General features: G+C 67.6%; 13 protein-coding genes. 7 read left to right on the plus strand and 6 right to left on the minus strand.

The annotated features are described in order from the left end of the window. Positions 1 to 50: 50 nt before the first annotated feature. Positions 51 to 2,348, plus strand: coding sequence for an NADP-dependent malic enzyme (locus FHW78_RS11965; RefSeq protein ID WP_183640587.1), 2,298 nt, complete (start codon positions 51 to 53; stop codon positions 2,346 to 2,348). A 751-nt stretch (positions 2,349 to 3,099) separates the two neighbouring features. On the opposite strand, the gene FHW78_RS11970 is transcribed toward FHW78_RS11965, so the two are convergent. The 4 genes from FHW78_RS11970 to FHW78_RS11985 are packed head-to-tail and all read right to left on the minus strand — an operon-like array spanning position 3,100 to position 6,331. After that, positions 3,100 to 3,474 (minus strand): STAS domain-containing protein, encoded by a 375-nt coding sequence (locus FHW78_RS11970; RefSeq protein WP_183640589.1) that lies wholly within the window; start codon positions 3,472 to 3,474, stop codon positions 3,100 to 3,102. 51 nt (positions 3,475 to 3,525) lie between these two features. Next, on the minus strand, positions 3,526 to 3,909 hold the full coding sequence (locus tag FHW78_RS11975) for an STAS domain-containing protein (protein ID WP_183640591.1): 384 nt from the start codon (positions 3,907 to 3,909) through the stop codon (positions 3,526 to 3,528). Continuing rightward, complete coding sequence (locus FHW78_RS11980; RefSeq protein WP_183640593.1) at positions 3,906 to 4,343, minus strand: ATP-binding protein; 438 nt, start codon at positions 4,341 to 4,343, stop codon at positions 3,906 to 3,908. The genes FHW78_RS11975 and FHW78_RS11980 overlap by 4 nt, the downstream gene beginning before the upstream one ends. Then, the gene (locus tag FHW78_RS11985; protein WP_183640595.1) at positions 4,337 to 6,331 is read right to left on the minus strand and encodes a SpoIIE family protein phosphatase; all 1,995 of its coding nucleotides are present in this window, start codon (positions 6,329 to 6,331) and stop codon (positions 4,337 to 4,339) included. The genes FHW78_RS11980 and FHW78_RS11985 overlap by 7 nt, the downstream gene beginning before the upstream one ends. Positions 6,332 to 6,565: 234 nt before the next feature. Between FHW78_RS11985 and aceE the strand changes: the two genes are divergently transcribed. Next, positions 6,566 to 9,259, plus strand: coding sequence for a pyruvate dehydrogenase (acetyl-transferring), homodimeric type (aceE, locus tag FHW78_RS11990; RefSeq protein WP_183640597.1), 2,694 nt, complete (start codon positions 6,566 to 6,568; stop codon positions 9,257 to 9,259). 348 nt (positions 9,260 to 9,607) lie between these two features. Further along, positions 9,608 to 10,627 carry a hypothetical protein gene (locus FHW78_RS11995; RefSeq protein ID WP_183640599.1) on the plus strand — a complete coding sequence of 340 codons (1,020 nt, stop codon included), beginning with the start codon at positions 9,608 to 9,610 and terminating at the stop codon, positions 10,625 to 10,627. Positions 10,628 to 10,727: 100 nt separating this feature from the next. Here FHW78_RS11995 and FHW78_RS12000 read toward each other — a convergent pair whose 3' ends face one another. Beyond that, on the minus strand, positions 10,728 to 11,834 hold the full coding sequence (locus FHW78_RS12000; RefSeq protein ID WP_183640601.1) for a crosslink repair DNA glycosylase YcaQ family protein: 1,107 nt from the start codon (positions 11,832 to 11,834) through the stop codon (positions 10,728 to 10,730). A gap of 232 nt (positions 11,835 to 12,066) precedes the next feature. On the opposite strand from FHW78_RS12000, the gene FHW78_RS12005 reads away from it, so the two are divergent. Beyond that, complete coding sequence (locus FHW78_RS12005; RefSeq protein WP_343205559.1) at positions 12,067 to 13,263, plus strand: serine hydrolase domain-containing protein; 1,197 nt, start codon at positions 12,067 to 12,069, stop codon at positions 13,261 to 13,263. A gap of 147 nt (positions 13,264 to 13,410) precedes the next feature. Here FHW78_RS12005 and FHW78_RS12010 read toward each other — a convergent pair whose 3' ends face one another. Next, positions 13,411 to 16,512: a discoidin domain-containing protein gene (locus tag FHW78_RS12010; protein ID WP_183640603.1), complete on the minus strand. Its 3,102-nt coding sequence runs from the start codon at positions 16,510 to 16,512 to the stop codon at positions 13,411 to 13,413. A 226-nt stretch (positions 16,513 to 16,738) separates the two neighbouring features. Here FHW78_RS12010 and FHW78_RS12015 point away from each other — a divergent pair, with 226 nt between their 5' ends. The 3 genes from FHW78_RS12015 to FHW78_RS12025 all read left to right on the plus strand — a co-directional run bounded on the left by FHW78_RS12015 (position 16,739) and on the right by FHW78_RS12025 (position 19,003). After that, the gene (locus FHW78_RS12015; RefSeq protein WP_183640605.1) at positions 16,739 to 16,930 is read left to right on the plus strand and encodes a hypothetical protein; all 192 of its coding nucleotides are present in this window, start codon (positions 16,739 to 16,741) and stop codon (positions 16,928 to 16,930) included. Positions 16,931 to 17,066: 136 nt separating this feature from the next. Next, the gene (locus FHW78_RS12020) at positions 17,067 to 17,909 is read left to right on the plus strand and encodes an arylamine N-acetyltransferase (RefSeq protein WP_218533364.1); all 843 of its coding nucleotides are present in this window, start codon (positions 17,067 to 17,069) and stop codon (positions 17,907 to 17,909) included. Between the two features lie 164 nt (positions 17,910 to 18,073). Then, entirely contained in the window at positions 18,074 to 19,003 is a 930-nt protein-coding gene (locus tag FHW78_RS12025; RefSeq protein WP_183641389.1) for a polysaccharide deacetylase family protein, read from the plus strand. Positions 19,004 to 19,310 lie beyond the last annotated feature (307 nt).

The raw sequence follows: 19,310 nt of genomic DNA on the forward strand, positions 1-19,310 counted from the left end.
GCAGGGGGTAGAATCGGGCCTCTTTCGTGCTATTGCCCAGACCGCCCGTAATGTCCAACGACGATTTCAAGCAGGCCGCCCTCGAATACCACCGCCTTTCGCCCCCCGGCAAGATCAAGGTCTCGCCGACCAAGCCGATGCTGACCCAGCGCGATCTGGCGCTGGCGTATTCGCCGGGCGTGGCCTATGCCTGCGAGGCCATCGTCGAGGATCCCAACGCCGCCAGCGAAATGACCGCGCGCGGCAACCTGGTCGCGGTGGTTTCCAACGGCACCGCGGTGCTGGGCCTGGGCAACATCGGCGCACTGGCCGGCAAGCCAGTGATGGAAGGCAAGGGCGTGCTGTTCCAGAAGTTCGCCGGCATCGACGTGTTCGACATCGAAATCGACGAGACCGATCCGGACAAGCTGGTCGACATCATCGCCAGCCTGGAGCCGACCTTCGGCGGCATCAACCTGGAAGACATCAAGGCGCCGGAATGCTTCATCGTCGAGCGCAAGCTGCGCGAGCGGATGAAGATTCCGGTCTTCCACGACGACCAGCACGGCACCGCGATCATCGTCGGCGCGGCGGTGGTCAACGCGCTGGAAGTGGTCGGCAAGAAGATCGAGGACGTCAAGCTGGCCACCAGCGGCGCCGGCGCGGCCGGCATCGCTTGCCTGGACATGCTGGTGGCGCTGGGCCTGAAGCCGGAGAACATCCTGGCGGTGGATCGCGACGGCGTGCTCTACACCGGCCGCCCGCACTTGGACCCGGACAAGGCGCGCTACGCCCGCGACACCGACAAGCGCACCCTGGCCGAAATCGTCGATGGCGCCGATCTCTTCCTGGGCCTGTCCGCTGCCAACGTGCTGAAGCCGGAAATGGTCGCGACCATGGCCGACAAGCCGATCATCCTGGCGCTGGCCAACCCCAATCCGGAAATCCTGCCCGAGCTGGCCCGGCAGGTCCGCCCGGACTGCATCATCGCCACCGGCCGCTCTGACTATCCGAACCAGGTCAACAACGCGGTCTGCTTCCCCTACATCTTCCGCGGCGCGCTGGACGTGGGCGCCACCGGCATCAACGAGGCGATGAAGCTGGCGTGCGTGCACGCGATCGCCGATCTGGCCCGGCGCGAAGCCTCGGACCTCGGCACCGCCTACGGCGACGACATTCCGTGCTTCGGTCCCGAATACCTGATCCCGCGTCCGTTCGATCCGCGCCTGCTGGTGGAACTGGCGCCGGCGGTGGCCAAGGCGGCGATGGATTCGGGCGTGGCGCTGCGGCCGATGGCCGACCTGCAGGCCTACCGCGAGAAGCTGGGCCAGTTCGTCTACCGCACCAGCCTGATGATGAAGCCGGTCTACGACCGCGCGCGCGCAGACCGCAAGCGCGTGGCCTACGCCGAGGGCGAGGAGGAGACGGTGCTGCGCGCGGTGCAGACGGTCATCGACGAAGGCCTGGCCTTCCCGATCCTGATCGGCCGCCCGGACGTCATCGACGCGCGCATCGAACGCCTGGGCCTGCGCATGCGCGCCGGCGTGGATTTCGAGTTGACCAACATCAACGACGATCCGCGCTTCAACGACTACTGGCAGTACTACCACGCGCTGACCGCGCGTCGCGGCGTGACCCCGGCCGCGGCCAAGAACCTGATGCGTTCGCGCCCGACCCTGATCGCCGCGGTGATGGTCGCGCGCGGCGAGGCCGACGCGATGGTCAGCGGCATCGTCGGCCGCTTCCACAAGAAGCTGGGCTACGTGCGCAGCGTGATTCCGCTGGACCCGGGCGTGCAGTCGACCTCGGCGATGACCGGCGTCATCAACAACCAGGGTGCGTACTTCTTCCTGGATACCCACGTGCAGGAAGATCCGACCGCCGAGCAGATCGCCGAGGCGACCCTGCAGGCGGCCTACCGCTTGAAGCTGTTCGGCATCGAACCGCGCATCGCGCTGTTGTCGCACTCCAACTTCGGCAGCCATGAAACCCGCGGTTCGACCAAGATGCGGCAGGTGCGCGAGCTGCTGCTCAAGCGCAAGCCCGACCTCAACGTCGACGGCGAAATGCAAGGCGACACCGCCTGGGACGAGGCGCTGCGCCAGCGCATCATGCCGGGCAGCACCCTGAGCGGGCGCGCCAACTTGTTCGTGCTGCCCAACCTGGACGCGGCCAACATCACCTACAACATGGTGCGCGTGGTCACCGATGGCGTGGCCATCGGCCCGATCCTGATGGGCATCTCCAAGCCGGTCCACATCCTGACCACCAGCGCCACGCCGCGCCGGGTGGTCAACATGACCGCCATCGCCGCGGTGGACGCGCAGATCCGCGCGCAACTGGAAGCGGAAAAGGCCAGCCTGGGTTGAGATGGCGCATGGCCATCCCGCGAGGCGGGATGGCCGGTGTGCGGGAATGCTTCGCCGTTGCTGCCACTGGCCCGCTGCAAAGAGAGTATGTCAGCGCTGCTTGTTCCTCCCCCTTTGAAAAGGGGGAATGAGGGGGATTCGCTTTTGGCGCCGAAAGCAAATCCCCCGTCGCCTGCTCCGCAGGCGCCCGCCCCCTTTTTCAAAGGGGGCTATTCTCAGCCGCAAGATTGCCTGGACCCCCGCTTCTGCCTCCCCCTTTGAAAAAGGGGGATTGAGGGGGATTTGCTTTCGGCGCCAAAAGCAAATCCCCCGTCACCTGCTCCGCAGGCGCCCGCCCCCTTCTAAAAAGGGGGCTATCCCCAGCCGCAAGATTGCCTGGAAACCGCTTTTACCTCCCCCTTTGAAAGGGGGATTGAGGGGGATTTGCTTTCGGCGCCGAAAGCAAATCCCCCGTCGCCTGCTCCGCAGGCGCCCGCCCCCTTTTAAAAAGGGGGCTATCCCCAGCCGCAAGATTGCCTGGAAACCGCTTTTACCTCCCCCTTTGCAAAAGGGGGATTGAGGGGGATTTGCTTTCGGCGCCAAGAGCAAATCCCCGTCACCTGCTTCGCAGGTGCCCGCCCCCTTTTAAAAAGGGGGCTATCCCAGCCGTAAGATTGCCTGGAAACCCGCTTTCACTTCCCCCTTTGAAAAAGGGGGACCAAGGGGGATTGACTTGCCATTCGGTGGTTGAGGAGCGCTTGCTTCTGGCGGCTCACGACCCGCCCAGGATGTCCCGCTGCAAGGCATCCAGATACGCATCGGCTTCCTCGGTGCTGGCGAAGATGCTGTCCATCGGCACCGCCTGCACGATCTCGATGACCTTGCGGATCTGCTCCTGCGGATGCACCAGCAGCAGCTTGCCTTCATGCGGCGCCAGCGCCTTGCGTGCCTTCAGGATTGAACGCACGCCGGCGCTGCTGATGTATTCCAGATGCGCCAGATCCAGCACCAGCGCCTGCGGCCTGCCGGCGAGCAGTGCCTCCAGCTGGTCATCCAGCGCTTCATGGGTATGCGAATCCAGCCGGCCCGTCAGCACGATGTACTGGTTGCCGTTGACGGGTGGATAGATGTCGATGTCCAGACTCATGCGCGGTGTCCCTGAGCGCCCCCGGTAGGCCGGACAGTGTGACAGGCGGCGTCAGTCGCTGTCATCGCCCTGCAGGACCTTGCGCTGCATCGCGTCCAGATAGGCGTCGGCCTCGGCGGTGGAGCCGAAGATGTCGTTGAGCGGCACCGCCTTGACCACATCGAACACCTTCTGGATTTGCGGCTGCGGATTGACCACCAGCACCTTGCCGCCATGGGCGGCAAGGGTCTTGCGGGCCTTGAAAATCGAACGGATGCCGGCGCTGCTGATGTACTCCAGTTGCGACAGATCCAGCACCAGCGAATGCAGTTGCGCCATCATCAACGGCGCCAGCGCTTCGTCCAGATCTTCATAGGTATGGGTGTCCAGGCGGCCGGCCACCACGACGCGCTGGCTGCCCTGTCCAGGCGGCAGCAGGGTGATTTCGAGGCTCATGGTTCGCTCTCCGGTTGGGGAATGCGCAGGCTGACGCGCAGGACATTGCAGGCGTCGATGCGCTGGTAGGCGATCCGGTGCGCCAGTTGCCGGATCAGGTAGACGCCGAGGCCGCCGATGGCGCGATCACGGATGTCGGCGTCGATGTCGGGTTCCGGCGCGCTGAGCGGATCGAACGGCGCGCCGGTGTCGCGGAATTCCAGGTGCAGCAACCCGTCCTCGATGCTGATGTCCACCGACAGTTCGTGCTGCGCGGTGCCGGCGGCCGGTTCGCCGCCGTAGTCGATGGCATTGCTGGCCAGTTCCTCGACGATCAGCCTTACGTCGTCACGGATGGCCCGGGCCATGCCGTGGCGGTTGAGCACGGCCTCCAGCGAGGCGTTGAGATCTTCCACCCGGGCGTACTCGCCCGGCACGATCAGGCGTATCAGCATATGGCTGCCTCCTCCACGCGTGGTTGAATCCGGTGATCCTGGCGCAGGCGCATCGCCAGCACCGTGATGTCGTCCGACTGCGGCGCCGGATGGGCGAAGCCATGCACCCGCGCGATCACGTCCTCGCATTGCATCCGCGCGCTCTCGTCCGGGCGCAGCCCGTCGATCAGGCGCTCCAGGCCGAACGCCCGCTGCGCGGGATCGAACGCCTCGGTCACCCCATCGGTGTAGGCCAGCAGGGTGGCGCCGGCCGGCAACCGGCCCCGCCACAGCGGAAATTCCTGGCTGACCTCGAAACCCAGCGGCGGGCCGGAGGCGACCGGCAGCGTTTCGCAGGCGCCGTCGGCATGCAGCAGCAGCGGGGCGTCGTGGCCGGCGCTGGCCAGCACGCACTGCCCGCTGCGCGGATCCACGCAGCCGAACAGCACGGTGGCGAACATGCAGGTGTCGTTGCCTTCGACCAGCCGGTGCGAGGCTTCCGCCAGCACCGCCGAAGGCGAGTCTCCGGCGCGCGCGGCGACTTCCAGCACGGTGACCGTGCGCGCCATGAACAGCGCCGCCGGCACGCCCTTGTCGGAGACATCGCCAATCGCGAACCACAGCCGACCGTCGCCGCCCTCGATGAAACTGTAGAAATCGCCGCCGACCGCCTTGGCTGGCTCCAGCAGCGCGAAGACTTCCAGATGGCGATCATCGCGATCGATGACGCGTCCGGGCGGCAGCATCGCCAACTGGATGTCGCGCGCGATCGCCAGTTCGCTCTCCAGCTTCTGCCGGGCCGCGCCCATCTCCTCGATTTCCGCCAGCTGCCGCTGGATGGAGGTGCGCGCGTGTTCCAGCGTGCGCGCCATCAGGCCGACCTCGTCCAGGCGGCGGGTATAGGGCACCGGGGTGTCGTAGTGGCCCTCGGCCAGGTACGCGGCCGAGGCGGTCAGCTGTTCGACCGGCTGGCTGATGCGGCCGGCCAGCCGCCGCACCAGCAGCATGCAAAGCAGTGCCAGCACCGCTCCGCCGGCCAGCAGCCAGCCCAGCGCCTGATCCAGGCGCGCCATGATCAGCGCGTAGGACTGCGCCACCAGCAGGCTCCATCCGCTCTGGCCGATCGGCTCGACCACGGTGAAGCGTTTCTCGCCGGTCCGGGCGTCGGTATGCATCAACTGCAGTGGCTGGTGCAGGCGCACGGCGTCGGCGGCCGGTTGCAGGTCCGGGCGTCCGGCGCGACGGATGTGCTGTTCCAGGGTGAGGTTGTCTTCCACCCCGACATCGGGATTCGCGGCCAGCGTGCCGGCCGGCGCGACCAGCGAGACCCGCCAGCCGGGCAGGTTGGCCAGGCTCTCGAAGCTGCCGGTGAGTTCGGACAGCGGGACGTCCAGGCTGACCATGCCACGGGTCGTCACGCCGCGGCCCTGCGGACGCAGCGGACGGTTGTAGGTGACCATCCAGACGTCGCCCGCGGTGCGGTTGAGGTAGGGTTCGGACCACCAGCCGCCGGGCGCGGACACGGTGCGCCGGTACCAGCCCTGTGCGCGGTAGTCGTAGCCGTCGGCGATGAAATCGCGATCCCGGCCGTTGGCGCTGATGTAACGCGCGAATCCGGCCTGGCCGGGCTGTTCCGGTTCGACCACCAGCAGGCCGCCGACGCTGCCGGGCGTGGCGCGCACCATCGCCCGCAGGGTGGTGGTGAGCTCGGCCGGATCCAGGTTGGAATTGGCCAGCAAATCGGACAATCCGCTGGTGGTGATGACCACGGCGCGCAGGGCGGTGTCCAGCCGGTCCGCGGCCTCCTGGGTGCTGGCGATGGTGTCGCGGCGGGCGTCCTCGATGATCAGCCGGCGCGCGAACCAGGCGATGCCGACCGCCAGCAGCAGGAGCACGGCGACGTTGATCACGCCCGACCACAGCGCGATGCGGGTGCGCAGGCTCCGGCGCCAATGCACCACGCCGGTTCGCTCCGGCGACAAAGCCCCGTCCTGCCGACTTCCCTTCATGCGGCACCCCGAATCCCTGCGATGTGTCCCCCCGCACGGATGATACGTCGCCCGGGCACCCGGCGCGCAGCGCCAGAGGTCTCATTTTGGTGTGGTCAAACCGGCCAGGACAACGAAAAAATCACGAATCCATACGCCCGCGTAGCCAGATCGGGACAGGGGCGGTGCGCTACACTTCAAAGTCCTGAAAACGACAACGTCCGCGCGGTCCCGCGCGACAGATTGGGAGTGGTAATGAACTGGTTGAACGAGATGCTGCAGAGCGATCCGGATCCGTTGGAAACCCGCGAATGGATCGATTCGATGCAGGCGGTGATCGAGAAGAACGGCGCCCTGCGTGCACATCAGCTGCTGGAAGGCATGGTCGAAGTCACGCGCCGCGCGGGCGCCTACCTGCCGTTCTCGCCCACCACCGAGTACGTCAACACCATCGCGCCGCAGAACGAGGCCAAGTCGCCCGGCGACGCCGCGCTGGAATGGCGCATCCGCTCGATCATCCGGTGGAACGCGATGGCCACCGTGGTGCGCGCCAACCGCAAGCCCGGCGACCTCGGCGGCCACATCGCCAGCTTCGCTTCCGGCGCCACCCTCTATGACGTGGGCTTCAATCACTTCTGGCGCGCGCCCAGCGAAAACCATCCGGGCGATCTGCTGTTCATCCAGGGCCACAGCTCGCCGGGCATCTACGCGCGCGCCTTCCTGGAAGGCCGCATCAACGAGGCGCAGCTGGACAACTTCCGCATGGAAGTCGACGGCCAGGGCATTTCCTCGTATCCGCATCCGTGGCTGATGCCGGACTTCTGGCAGACCCCGACCGTGTCGATGGGCCTGGGACCGCTGGCGGCGATCTACCAGGCGCAGTTCATGAAGTACCTGGAGCACCGCGGCCTGATCGAGAAGTCCGATCGCAAGGTGTGGTGCTTCATCGGCGACGGCGAGTCGGACGAGCCGGAAACCCTGGGCGCGATCGCGCTGGCCGGCCGCGAGGGCCTGGACAACCTGATCTTCGTGGTCAACTGCAACCTGCAGCGCCTGGACGGTCCGGTGCGCGGCAACGGCAAGATCATCCAGGAGCTGGAAGGCGTGTTCCGCGGCGGCGGCTGGAACGTGATCAAGCTGCTGTGGGGCAGCTACTGGGATCCGCTCCTGGCGCGCGACACCGACGGCGTGCTGAAGAAGCTGATGATGGAAACCGTCGACGGCGAGTACCAGAACTGCAAGGCCTTCGGCGGCGCCTATACCCGCGCGAATTTCTTCGGCAAGTATCCGGAGACCGCGGCGATGGTCGCCAATCTCTCCGACGACGACATCTGGCGCCTGAACCGCGGCGGCCATGATCCGCACAAGGTCTACGCCGCGTTCCACGAGGCGGTGAACACCCAGGGCATGCCGACCGTGATCCTGGCCAAGACGGTCAAGGGTTACGGCATGGGTTCGGCCGGCGAATCGCTCAACCCGACCCACCAGACCAAGAAGCTGGACGACGACGCCATCCGCACCTTCCGGGATCGCTTCAACATTCCGATCACCGACAAGCAGCTTGAGGAAGCCTCGCAGATCCCGTTCTACCATCCGGGCGAGGATTCGCCGGAAGTGCAGTACCTCAAGGAACGCCGCGCCGCGCTGGGCGGGTACCTGCCGCAGCGCCGCCGCAAGGCCGCCGAGTCGTTCGAGGCACCCAAGCTGGAGACCTACGAGCGCCTGCTCAAATCCACCGGCGAGCGCGAGATTTCCACCACCATGGCGTTCGTGCAGGCGCTGAACATCACCCTGCGCGACAAGCAGATCGGCCCGCGCATCGTGCCGATCGTGGCCGACGAGGCGCGTACCTTCGGCATGGAGGGCATGTTCCGCCAGATCGGCATCTACGCGCCGTTCGGCCAGAAGTACAAGCCGGTCGACGCCGACCAGCTGATGTACTACCGCGAGGACCAGAGCGGCCAGGTGCTGCAACAGGGCATCAGCGAGCCGGGCGCGATCGCGTCGTGGATGGCGGCCGGCACCAGCTACTCGGTCAGCAACGTGCCGATGCTGCCGTTCTACATCTACTACTCGATGTTCGGCTTCCAGCGCGTGGGCGATCTCGCCTGGCAGGCGGCGGACATGCGCACCCGCGGCTTCCTGCTCGGCGGCACCGCCGGCCGCACCACCCTGAACGGCGAGGGCCTGCAGCACGAGGACGGCCACAGCCACCTGCTGGCCGGCGCGATTCCGAACTGCCGCAGCTACGACCCGACCTTCGGCTACGAAGTCGCGGTGATCCTGCAGCACGGCGTGCAGCGGATGATGCAGGAGCAGGTCGACGAGTACTACTACATCACCCTGATGAACGAGAACTACGCCCATCCGGACATGCCGGAAGGTGCGGCCGACGGCATCATCAAGGGCATGTACCTGTTGAAGGACGCGGGCAAGCCGAAGAAGGGCGAGCTGCGCGTGCAACTGCTCGGCAGCGGCACCATCCTGCGCGAGGCGATCGCGGCGGCGGAACTGCTGGACAAGGATTTCGGTGTCACCGCCGACATCTGGTCCTGCCCGAGCTTCAACGAGCTGCGTCGCGACGGTTTCGACGTCGAGCGCTGGAATCGCCTGAATCCGGAAGCGAAGGCGCCGCGCAAGGCCTACGTGACCGAGCAACTGGAAGGTCGCCAGGGCCCGGCCATCGCCGCCACCGACTACGTGCGCGGCTATGCCGACCAGATCCGCGCCTTCGTGCCGACGCAGTACACCGTGCTGGGCACCGACGGCTTCGGCCGCAGCGACACCCGCGCCAACCTGCGCCGCTTCTTCGAGGTCGACCGCTACTACATCGCCCATGCCGCGATCGCGGCGCTGGCGAAGGAAGGCAAGATGACCGGCAAGGACGTCGCCCGCGCGATCAAGCAGTACAAGATCGATGTGGAGAAGGCCAACCCGATCGGCGTCTGAACCGGCGGAGCGGCTTCATGAAAAAGGCGGCCCACGGGTCGCCTTTTTTCTTTTTCACGCCATCCATGAATCCCTCGTGCGCTTTCATTGACAGGATGCAGCGCCGCGCTTTCGCATGGCGGCTTCATCGTTCCCGCATGCCGTCCAGGCCGTACGGCATGCGCCGGGTGCAAAACGAAAAACAAACATCGTGCCGACGTGAACGCATGAACATCAGTAAAACGCCGACGCGCCGGTTCCGCATGGGACTTCAAATGGTGGGAACTTGCACAGGCAACATCGGTCAACCGGCATCCTGTCCGCGCGTTGAAGCGGATGACCACCATCGCTCCGAAGGCAGCAGATCGCGTGAGATTCACTTATCCCGATGAATCCGCCTCACGCGTCATCGCCGCGGCCACCGCTGCCGCCATTCTGCTGCTGATTGGCAAGCTGCTGCTGCGAGGGCCCATGTTGCCCACCGCGCGCGACGATGATTCGCTGCGGGTGGTCTATCTGGAACGGCCGCGCTGGTCGCCCGTCACGCCTCCTCCGGCCGATGTTCGCCGATCGCCGGACGTCGCCACGACGCCATCAGCGGACACGATCGCGTCGCCCCGCACGCCTGAGCCGGCGAGCGTGGTGCGGCCGGAAGCTAGGCGTACCGCGCCACCCGTTCCCAAGGAAAACCGGGTCGTCGATCGCCTGTACGACCGCGACACGGGCCGGGCCAGGCTGCCGCCACAGGCACGCATCGATCCGATGGCGAAGAACGAGCCTCCGGCCAATCCGCCGGGCCTGCCCAACGAACGCGAACTCAAGCGCGCGCGGGATCTGCTGTATCCGCCCAATCCCATCGAAACCGATCCCGACAGTCCGTTCGGTGGTACCTGGGCCAGCGACGGCACCCTCGGCCAGCAGGCCGCGCGCAAACTCGGCGATGGCCTGGCGGCGATCGGCAAGAAGATCTTCGGCGAAGAGCGGCAGACGGTACGGGCGCGGCCGCCGCCGGAGGTGGGTTTCAAACCGCAGGCCTACGAGCAGGCCTCGGACCTGGGACGCGCGGAAACCGGCAATGCCTACAAGGCGGCGCCCATCGCGCACGAGAAGGTGCCGGGCCTGTCGGGCGAAGCCAGCCGTCGCATCCGCACCGCATTGGAAGCGTTGCAGAAACGCGCCGCTTCGTGCGAGGCGGCGAAGGTGCAGAAACTGCTGGCTACCGCCCGTACCCACCTGACCGAACTGGAACAGGTCGAGTACGCACTGGCCCATGGTGCGGACCCGATCATGGCCCGGCAGATGCTGCCGCGCCGTGGCGACGCGGCCTACGACCAGGCGCGGCGCGCGCTGTGGTACGCGGAGAACCAGTTGGGTGCGTGCCTGAAGTAGTTCGGCGCCCCGGCGTTGCGGGCAATCGTGGCGCCTGCGCGGTCAGGCTGGCATCGGCGCTCCGCGCCACCGTTCCCGGCGCTGGCACATCCCCTGGCGATCAGGCGGAGGCATGCCCGGCAAGAAACCGGGTCATGTCGTCCAGTTCATCCTCGAGGGCGCGACGGAAAGCCGGGTCTTTCGCCGGAGAACGATCGGCATAGCCGAAGCTTGGCTGCAAGCGGCCATCCTTCGCGGTGATGTTGGCCCAACCGACCATCTGATCGCGCCACAGCAGCGGCAGCGCGTAGTAACCGAAACGACGCTTGGCCGCCGGCGTATAGGCTTCGAACTTGTAGGTCCAGTCCCACAACAATTCGAAGCGGCGGCGATCCCAGGCAACCGGATCGAACGGGGCCAGCAGGCGCACCCGCTCGTCCGCCTGGAAACGCCGCGAGCGCGGATTCTCATCGGCCGGCCAGTACCAGGTGGTGCCGTCGATGGTGCCGCTGGCCAGTTGCGCGCGCGCCTGCCGCAGCGCGATCTGGATCTGCGCGGCCAGATGCGGAGCGCCATAGCCCAGCAGCCGTGCCAGGTAGGTCAGGCTGGCCGAAGGCAAGGGCGCGTACTTGCGCACGACCAGATCGAGCAAGGCGGCGGCGCGCTGGACGCGCGCCGCCTCGCTGTCGTCGGCGACCGGATGCTCGGCGGCGGTGTAGATGCGGGTGCCGCTGTCGCGACGCTGCACGCGCAGCATGCCGCGGTAATGCATGCCATCGAGCAGGTGGGTGCTGGCGTTGCTGGTGCCGCCCCAGTAGTTGGTCACCCGGCCATGCGCGAACGCCTGTTCGACCTCGCGTGGATGCACGGCGCCGCGTTCGCGCACGAACGCCAGCACATCGGCCGCCTTGCGGCGCGTCTGCGCGTCCCAGGGACGTGACGACACCCGGGGATGCATCAGCGCCAGATGCTCGCGCGGCAGGAATCCGTAGTTGACCAGGCAATCCTCCTCGACCGGCAGTCGCGTGTAGCGGCGCTCGAGATCGCCCGCGCGGTAGTCCTTCACCCGATGGCGCAGGGTCAGGTCCTGCGCCCGCGCGGGGGCGCGGATCGGATCGGCCTGCACGAAGCCCAGGCGGCGGATGGCGGTCAGCAGCGTGGTCGGCGTGAACAGCGTGCGCGCCACCGCATGGCGGCGCAGATCGTCGAGGGTGGGCGAGGGGGGCATGGTGTGGATTAGAACACGACGCCCGTCGCCTTCGTTCGCGACTCGCCGCACGGCATCGAGCGCTGGCGATGACGCGCCGCGTCAACGGCGCGCCATCCACCGCGCGGTGTTCCGGTTCACCGCCGTGGCGGTCGTCTGCCGGAAGGCGATGCAGTAGGCTTCGACCCATGGCACGGCAGGCGTTGCATGGCCCGCTCGCGTGGGCCGCCCGATTTCACAGGAGAACATGATGGTGCGTACCGGGTTTCTGCTTGGGGTGTTGCTTGCCGCGATGCCGTTGCATGCCAACGAGCCCATCGCCACCGTCCGCGTGGCCTTCGATCGCGAAGGCATCACCGCCACCGATGCGCGCGGGCTGGCCGACATCGCCGCGAACCGCGCGGTGACGGCAGCGGATCCGGTGCGCATCGCCTCGATATCCAAGCTGGTCACCGCCATCGGAGTGATGCGGTTGGTCGAGGCGGGGCAACTGGATCTGGATGCCGACGTGTCGCGCTGGCTGGGATGGCGGCTGCGCAACCCGGCTTTCCCCGATACACCGATCACCCTGCGCCTGCTGCTCTCGCACCGCGCCGGCCTGACCGACGCGGCGGGCTACTACCAGGTGCCGTTGGGCGGCTTGTTGCAGGATGTATTGGCCGATCCGCGCGCCTGGGATCCGGTACACGCGCCGGGCACGTTTTTCCGCTACGCCAACCTGGATTTTCCGTTGGTCGCGTCGGTGATGGAAAAGGCCACGGGCGAGCGTTTCGACAGACTGATGCAGCGCCTGGTGCTGCGGCCGCTGGATATCGATGGATGCTTCAACTGGGCCAGTTGCAGTGACGCGACCGCCGCACGCGCCGTGGTGCTGTATGACGAGGGCCGCCAGCCGGTACGTGACGACAATCGCGGGCAACGGCCGGAATGCCCGGTGGTCCCTGCCGCTGATGGCAGCTGCGATCTGGCGCGATGGCGGGCCGGCGACAACGGCGCCTTGTTCTCGCCGCAGGGAGGCCTGCGGATCTCGGCGAACGGGCTGGCGAAAATCGGCCGCCTGCTGCTGTCCGAAGGCGAGGTGGACGGGGTCCGCCTGCTGCGTCCGGAATCGGTGCGTACCCTGGTGGAACCGCAGTGGCGTTATTCACCCGGTACCGGCCTGACGTCGGAAGAGGATGAAAGCGGGCAGGGCGGACGCGGCTTCTTCTGTCGCTACGGATTGGCGGTGCAGACCTTGGCGACGCCGCGCGAGGGATGCCACGACGACCCGTTCGGCGATGGCATCGAACGCTTCGGCCATTCCGGCTCGGCCTATGGCCTGCTGTCCGGCCTCTGGGTCGATCCGGTGACCGGCACGGGCGTGGCCTACTTCGTCACCGGCGTTCCCGAAGCGCGCGCCGGTGGACGTTCGGCGTTCTCGGCCATCGAGGAACGCCTCGCCACCCCGTAGAGCGGAGCTCGCTCCGCTATCCGGAGCCTCCGGTCCGGCACGAAACAGCAGCCGGGCAAGCCCGGCTCTGCACCTCGTAGAGCGGAGCTCGCTCCGCTACCCGGGGCGTCCGGTCTGGCGCGCAACAGCAGCCGGGCAAGCCCGGCTCTACCATTGCGCGATCAATTCCTTGAAGGGACGCGCGAGGCGCACGCCGTTGGCGTCGAAATCGCGAACGCGGCGACCATCGACGGTGACCTGCTTCGGCGCGGAGCGGCCGGGCCAGTTGACCATGACGGGCATGTCGGCGCGCAGTCCCTCGCCCAGCGAAACACGCAACTGTCCGCCTTCGCGGCGCGCGCGCATCTTCAGCGTGCCATGGGCCGTGGGCAGGCCATCGACCGACAGGCCTTCGCCCGCGACCCACTCCGGAGGCGTACCCGGCAGCAGCGACAGGTGATCGTCGGCCTCGTACATCAGCATGCCGAAAATCGAACGCGCGTATTCCGAACCAATCCAGGTATGCGGCATGTCGCCCAGGTAGATCGCGTGGCGCAGATCCGAATAGACGACCTCCGCGATCACCTGCCACTCGGCGGGACGGCGATGGCGCACCAGATCCTGCAGCAGTTCGTTGGCTTCGGCCGGTTGTCCCAGGTGGACGTAGGTCAGCACGTTGCGCATTTCGTACGGCGTGTAGGCGTACAGCGCATCGGGCGTGCGCTTGCGCACGTCGGCCAGGTAGCGGGCGAAGGTACGCGCCAGCGCATCGGCCGGCATCAGGTCCTGCTGGCCGGTCGGATCCAGGCCGATCGAGACGCTGGTGGGATCGCTGTCACCCAGATCGGCGGAAGCCGGAATGTAGTCGATGCCTTTCCATTTCATCGTCGCCCGCATCGACGCCGACATCGAATCGCGCAGCGCGGCGTATTGTTCGCGCGCCCACACCGCCGTTTCCCGGTCGCCCCATTGCTCGGCCAGCCACGCCCCGTCGTGCCAGCCCTTCAGCGCCCAGTAGTCGTCCCAGTAGCTGTGGGTCGGCACCGGGTAGCCTTCGTGGCTGATCGAGGGCGCGATGATGCCGTGGAAACGTTCCGGCGCCTCGCGGTCGGCCAGGTAACCGGGCACCATCGTGCGTTCGCGCAGTTCCTGCAGGAAGCGCAGCGCGCGCTTCACTTCGTCCTGGTAGTCGCGGACGCTGGCCGCGCCGCCGTCCAGCCGCGCGATTTCCGCGACCAGCCAGACGAACTGGCCCTGGCTGTCGTGCTCCAGGTCCGAGCCGAAGCCGGTGTTCACCGAACCGTCGTCGTTGAGGATCGGCGAGACCAGCCCGTTCGGATGCACCGCATGGCCCGCATACCACTGCAGGTAGTCGCGGGCGGTCCTGCCCATGCCCATGCGCAGCAGGATCGCCGCGGTGGCGGCGCCGTCGCGGATGAAGGAACGGTTGTAGTTGCGCGGGCCCGGCTGCATCGCGTGGCCGCTCTGGTTGATCAGCATGTAGGCGGCCTGCGCGCGCAGCATGTCCACCAGCGAGGCGTCCGGCAGGCTCAGGCCGATCCGGCCCAGGCGCGATTGCCATTGCTGCGCGAGGGTGTCGGCCAGCGTGTCGAAGGCGACGCCGGGATCGCCGCCGGCGGTCAACGCCGCCCGATCCAGCGTGGGCGCGTCGGGCCATTGCCGGGCCTGGGTGTCGAGGCGCGTGTTGCCCAGCGCGAACGCGATGACCACGTCGCGGTGCTCGCCGGGCCGCAGCTTCACCGGATATTGCAGGATCGCCGCGGCCAGGCCATCCGGGTCCTCCACGCTGCGCTGCGCGGGCACATCGCCCTGCGCCGCGTGGCGGGTGATCTCGCCTTCACCGTGCGCGCCGAATGCGGATACGCCCCCACCCGAGGGCGGCGTCAGCGACTGGAACAGCCGTCGCCCGTTCACCCGCACCGCATCGTCTTCCACCGCGATGGCATGCAAGGGAGACAAGCCGCCGTTCTGCCATGGCGGACTGATCTGCATCGGTCGCGTCAGCAGCGAGAGTTGCCCGTCCACCGGCTGATCACCGGTGTTGCGCAGGCGATACCGGACCAGGGTGACCGGCGCGCCGTCCTGTTCGATCGCGATGGCCTCGCTGCGCAGCGACAGCCCCGGCTGCGGCGACCATTCCACCGCCGGCATCGGCATCCAGCCCTCGCGCAGGCTGTGGCGCAAATCCGCGTTGAACGCCGCCGCGGCGCGACCGCTGCGATCGCGCCAGACCGGCTGCACCAGCGGCGCGCCCTTGAACGCTTCCAGGTTGCCGTACTCGTCGAACACCGATTTCTGCAGGCCGGCCGGAATGCCGACCGTGGTCCAGTACACCTGCTGCTGTTTCAGCGACGACGGGAACAACTCGCCATGACGGCGCGTGGCGGCGATCTCGTAGCGCCGCATCGGTGTCATCAGCCGCTTGGGGCCGAGCAACTGCAGGCGATCCACGATCGCGCCGTCGCCGCCTTCGGTCACCAGCCGCAGCGCGGTGGCCTCGTGGACCTCCGGTGCGGCGAGAAAGGAAGAAGTGCCTTCGACATTCGGATCCTCGGCCAACCGCGTCCAGCGCCCGTCCGCGCCGCGCGCCTCCAGCCGCGCGCGGCCCGGCGGGGTTTTCCAGGTGACTTCCAGGCCTGCCAGCGCCAGCGGGCGCGGCAGTTCGATTTCCAGCGGCCGACGCTTGTCCAGCACGCGCGCCGCGCCGCCGATCCACAGCGCGTCGGTATCGCCATCGCCCAGGACGCCCCGCAGGCGTGGCGCGTGCGCGACCGGCTCGAACTCGCCCACCGACACGCCCCAGTCGGCCGTGCGATCCGGCGCGGCCAGCCGCAGGTAGCGGGCCTGCACCGCCGGGAACATCACGTACTCGATGCCGCCCTTGCCGCCGGTCACCCGCACCGCGTCCTGCCATTGCTGGCCATCGTTGGAGTAGCGGATCAGGTAGTGGGTGGCGAAGCCGCCTTCCCACCGGATGAGGACGCCGCCCACCGGCGTGGTGCGGCCCAGATCCACCTGGTACCAGTGGCCGGCCGAGAACGGCCCGCCCCAGTAGGTCTTGGGATTGCCGTCGACGCCCATCGCCGGGGCCATGGCCGGATTGGTCGTGGAGGAGCTGCTGGCCTTCCATTCGGCGCGCGGCGGCAGGGGCTGCTGGGCCTGCGCCAGCGGAAGCCCGAGCAGGGCGGTCAGGGCCAGTCCGTGGCGAAGGGTGAGGCGGGTGCGGCGGACAACGGTGGAACCGGACATCGCGAGCCCTCGAGCGTGGCGGGGAGGCCGCGGGACCCCGCGGATGCCCGGATACTAGTGATGTAAACGTTTACATGCGAGTTGCGGTGCGGCATCGCCCGGTCGCTGGCGCCGCTGGCCGTTCCCCGCGGGCCGCCGCGTTGTTCCGATCGAAGCACCGGCCTGCGGGCGGTTCCTTCCCCGTCCGCACCAGGTGCGCCATCGCCACGACAGAGGCAGGTGCGCCATGAACGATTCGGACTTCATCCGCGCCATGCGGGCCACCCTGGGGCCGCTGGCGTTCCTTTCGCTGCAGCATCCCGCGCGCCACGCGGTTCCAACGGCCCCGACCAATGAGGAACGCATGCGCGCCTATCGCAACACCCTGCCGGTCCTGCCGGGCAACAATTACGGCTGGCGGTTCCGACAGGCGCGATAGCGTGGGTGCGGCAGCCTGAAACGCCCGCTCGCGCGGCGACCGGGCGGACGGGTGACCGCGGATGGCGCGGTCGCCGGGCGGCCTTGACCTCAAGCGGGCTTGAGGGCGCACAGTGGCATTCCCCCCGATCCCCGCCATGCCCATGATCCCGACCCTGCAGCACGCCTATCCCTACCTGCAACGGCTCGGTCATGCCGCCGCGCCGCCGCCCACGCTGGAGACCTTGCGCGAATTGCAGCAGCGGCACACCGCCGAGTTTCCCTTCGAGACGCTTTCGACCCTGCTGCGCCTGCCGGTGCCGCTGGACCTGCCGGCACTGGAACGCAAACTGCTGTTCGAAGGTCGCGGCGGCTACTGTTTCGAGCTCAACCGCCTGTTCCTGGCCCTGCTGCAACGGCTCGGCTTCGAGGCGCGCGGACTGACCGGGCGGGTGCTGATGGACGGCGCGGCCGACATCGTTCCCGCGCGCACCCACATGCTGGTGCTGGTGGAAATCGATGGCGAGTCGTGGATCACCGATGTCGGCTTCGGCGGCATGGTGCCCACCGCGCCGCTGCAACTGGAAAGCACCGAGGCGCAGTCCACGCCGCACGAGGTCTATCGGCTGGAATCCGGCGAAGGCCAGTACACCCTGCGCGCGCGGGTGGCCGGGGAGTGGCGGCCGCTGTACGCATTCGACCTGCAGCGACAGGCCGACATCGATTTCGTGGTGGGCAACTGGTACGTGTCCACCCATCCGGATTCGACGTTCCGCGATCAACTGCGGGTGGCGCGCACCGGCCCGGGCTGGCGCAAGACCCTCAAGGGGGGCAGCTTCGCGATCCACCGGATGGGCGCCGCCAGCGAGCGCCATGCACTGGCCGATGCGGATGCGGTGATCCAGGTGCTGCATCGCGAGTTCGGCCTGCGCGTGCCCGCGCATCCCGATCTGCATTCGAAGATCGAACGGCTGCTGGCGCCGGCGGTGGCCACGGCATGAACACCGGCCGCCGGCACAGGCGGCGATGACCCGGCACGGGATAAGCTCGGCGCCATCCTTCTTTCCGGGCGGTGCCGATGCGCGCGATCCACCTGTGCTGTGCCATGTTCGTCCTGTTGTCCTGCGCGTTGTCCTGCACGGCACGCACCGCCGAACCGGCGGCCATGCGGGAGTCCACCACGGCGACCGCCCCGGATCGCCGCATCGCCGTCACCATCGATGACCTGCCCTGGCAGCGCCTGGGCGAAAGGCCGGTGGCGGATTTGCCGGAATGGCATGCGCGATTGATGGCGCAACTGCGCAAGGCGGACGTGCCGGTGGTGGGCTTCGTCAACGAGGGCAAGCTGGAAGTGGACGGCGTGGTGCAGCCCGAACGCCTGCGGATGCTGCGCGACTGGCGCGACGCCGGCCATGAACTGGGCAACCACACTTTCGATCACGTGGATCTGCACGAAGTCGGTTTGCCCGCGTTCGAGGAGAACATCCTCAAGGGCGAACGCGTGCTGCGCCCGCTGCTGGCCGAACAGGGCAAGGCGCCGCGCTGGTTCCGCCATCCCTACCTGCGCGCGGGCCGCACGCCGGCCGATCGCGCCGCGTTGACGGATTTCCTGGCCACGCACGGCTACCGTATCGCCCCGGTCACGGTCGATAACGGCGAATGGGTCTGGGCCTTTGCCTACGCCAACGTGGTGGCGCGAGCCGCCAGCACCGATCGCGACGCCACGCTCGACCGTCTGCGCAAGGGCTACGTGCCCTACATGCTCAACAAGCTCGACTACTACGAACAGCAGTCGCAGGCATTGCTGGGCTATGCATTGCCGCAGGTCTGGTTGATGCATGCCAACGAACTCAACGCGGTCGCGTTCGCCGGACTGATCGATGGCGCCCGTCGTCGCGGCTACACCTTCGTGACGCTGGAACAAGCCCTGCGCGATCCCGCCTACCGGCGCGGCGAGGAAGGCTATGACGGACGCTTCGGCCCGAGCTGGCTGCACCGCTGGGCGATGGCCGAAAAGAAACCGAAGACCTTCTACGCCGGCGAGCCCGAGGTGCCCAAGTGGGTGATGGATCTGGCGGGCGTGGACGGCGAATAGGCACGCCTTCGACCGGAATTCGCGCGGAGCCACGGCCGCCCCTGTACGGCCGTGCTCCGATCAGGCTGGCCCCCTGTCATCCAGCCTCCGCCGGACATCACGCCCCGTTCCCCAACGGGATCGCACCAGCCCTTGCTCCTCCCTGCGTCCCGCACCTCTCCATCCCCACGCCTGGAAATACGCAGGCTTCGTGCCATTGCAGGAAATTCCACCTTTTCAACGACATGCGACAAGCGGCGGTCAGCAGCGGAGGTGACGCCGACGCCGCGTCACGTCAGTTGTTGACCCGGCCCGACCGTGGACGGAA

This window comes from Pseudoxanthomonas sp. OG2, assembly GCF_014192765.1.
GTDB lineage: Bacteria > Pseudomonadota > Gammaproteobacteria > Xanthomonadales > Xanthomonadaceae > Pseudoxanthomonas_A > Pseudoxanthomonas_A beigongshangi.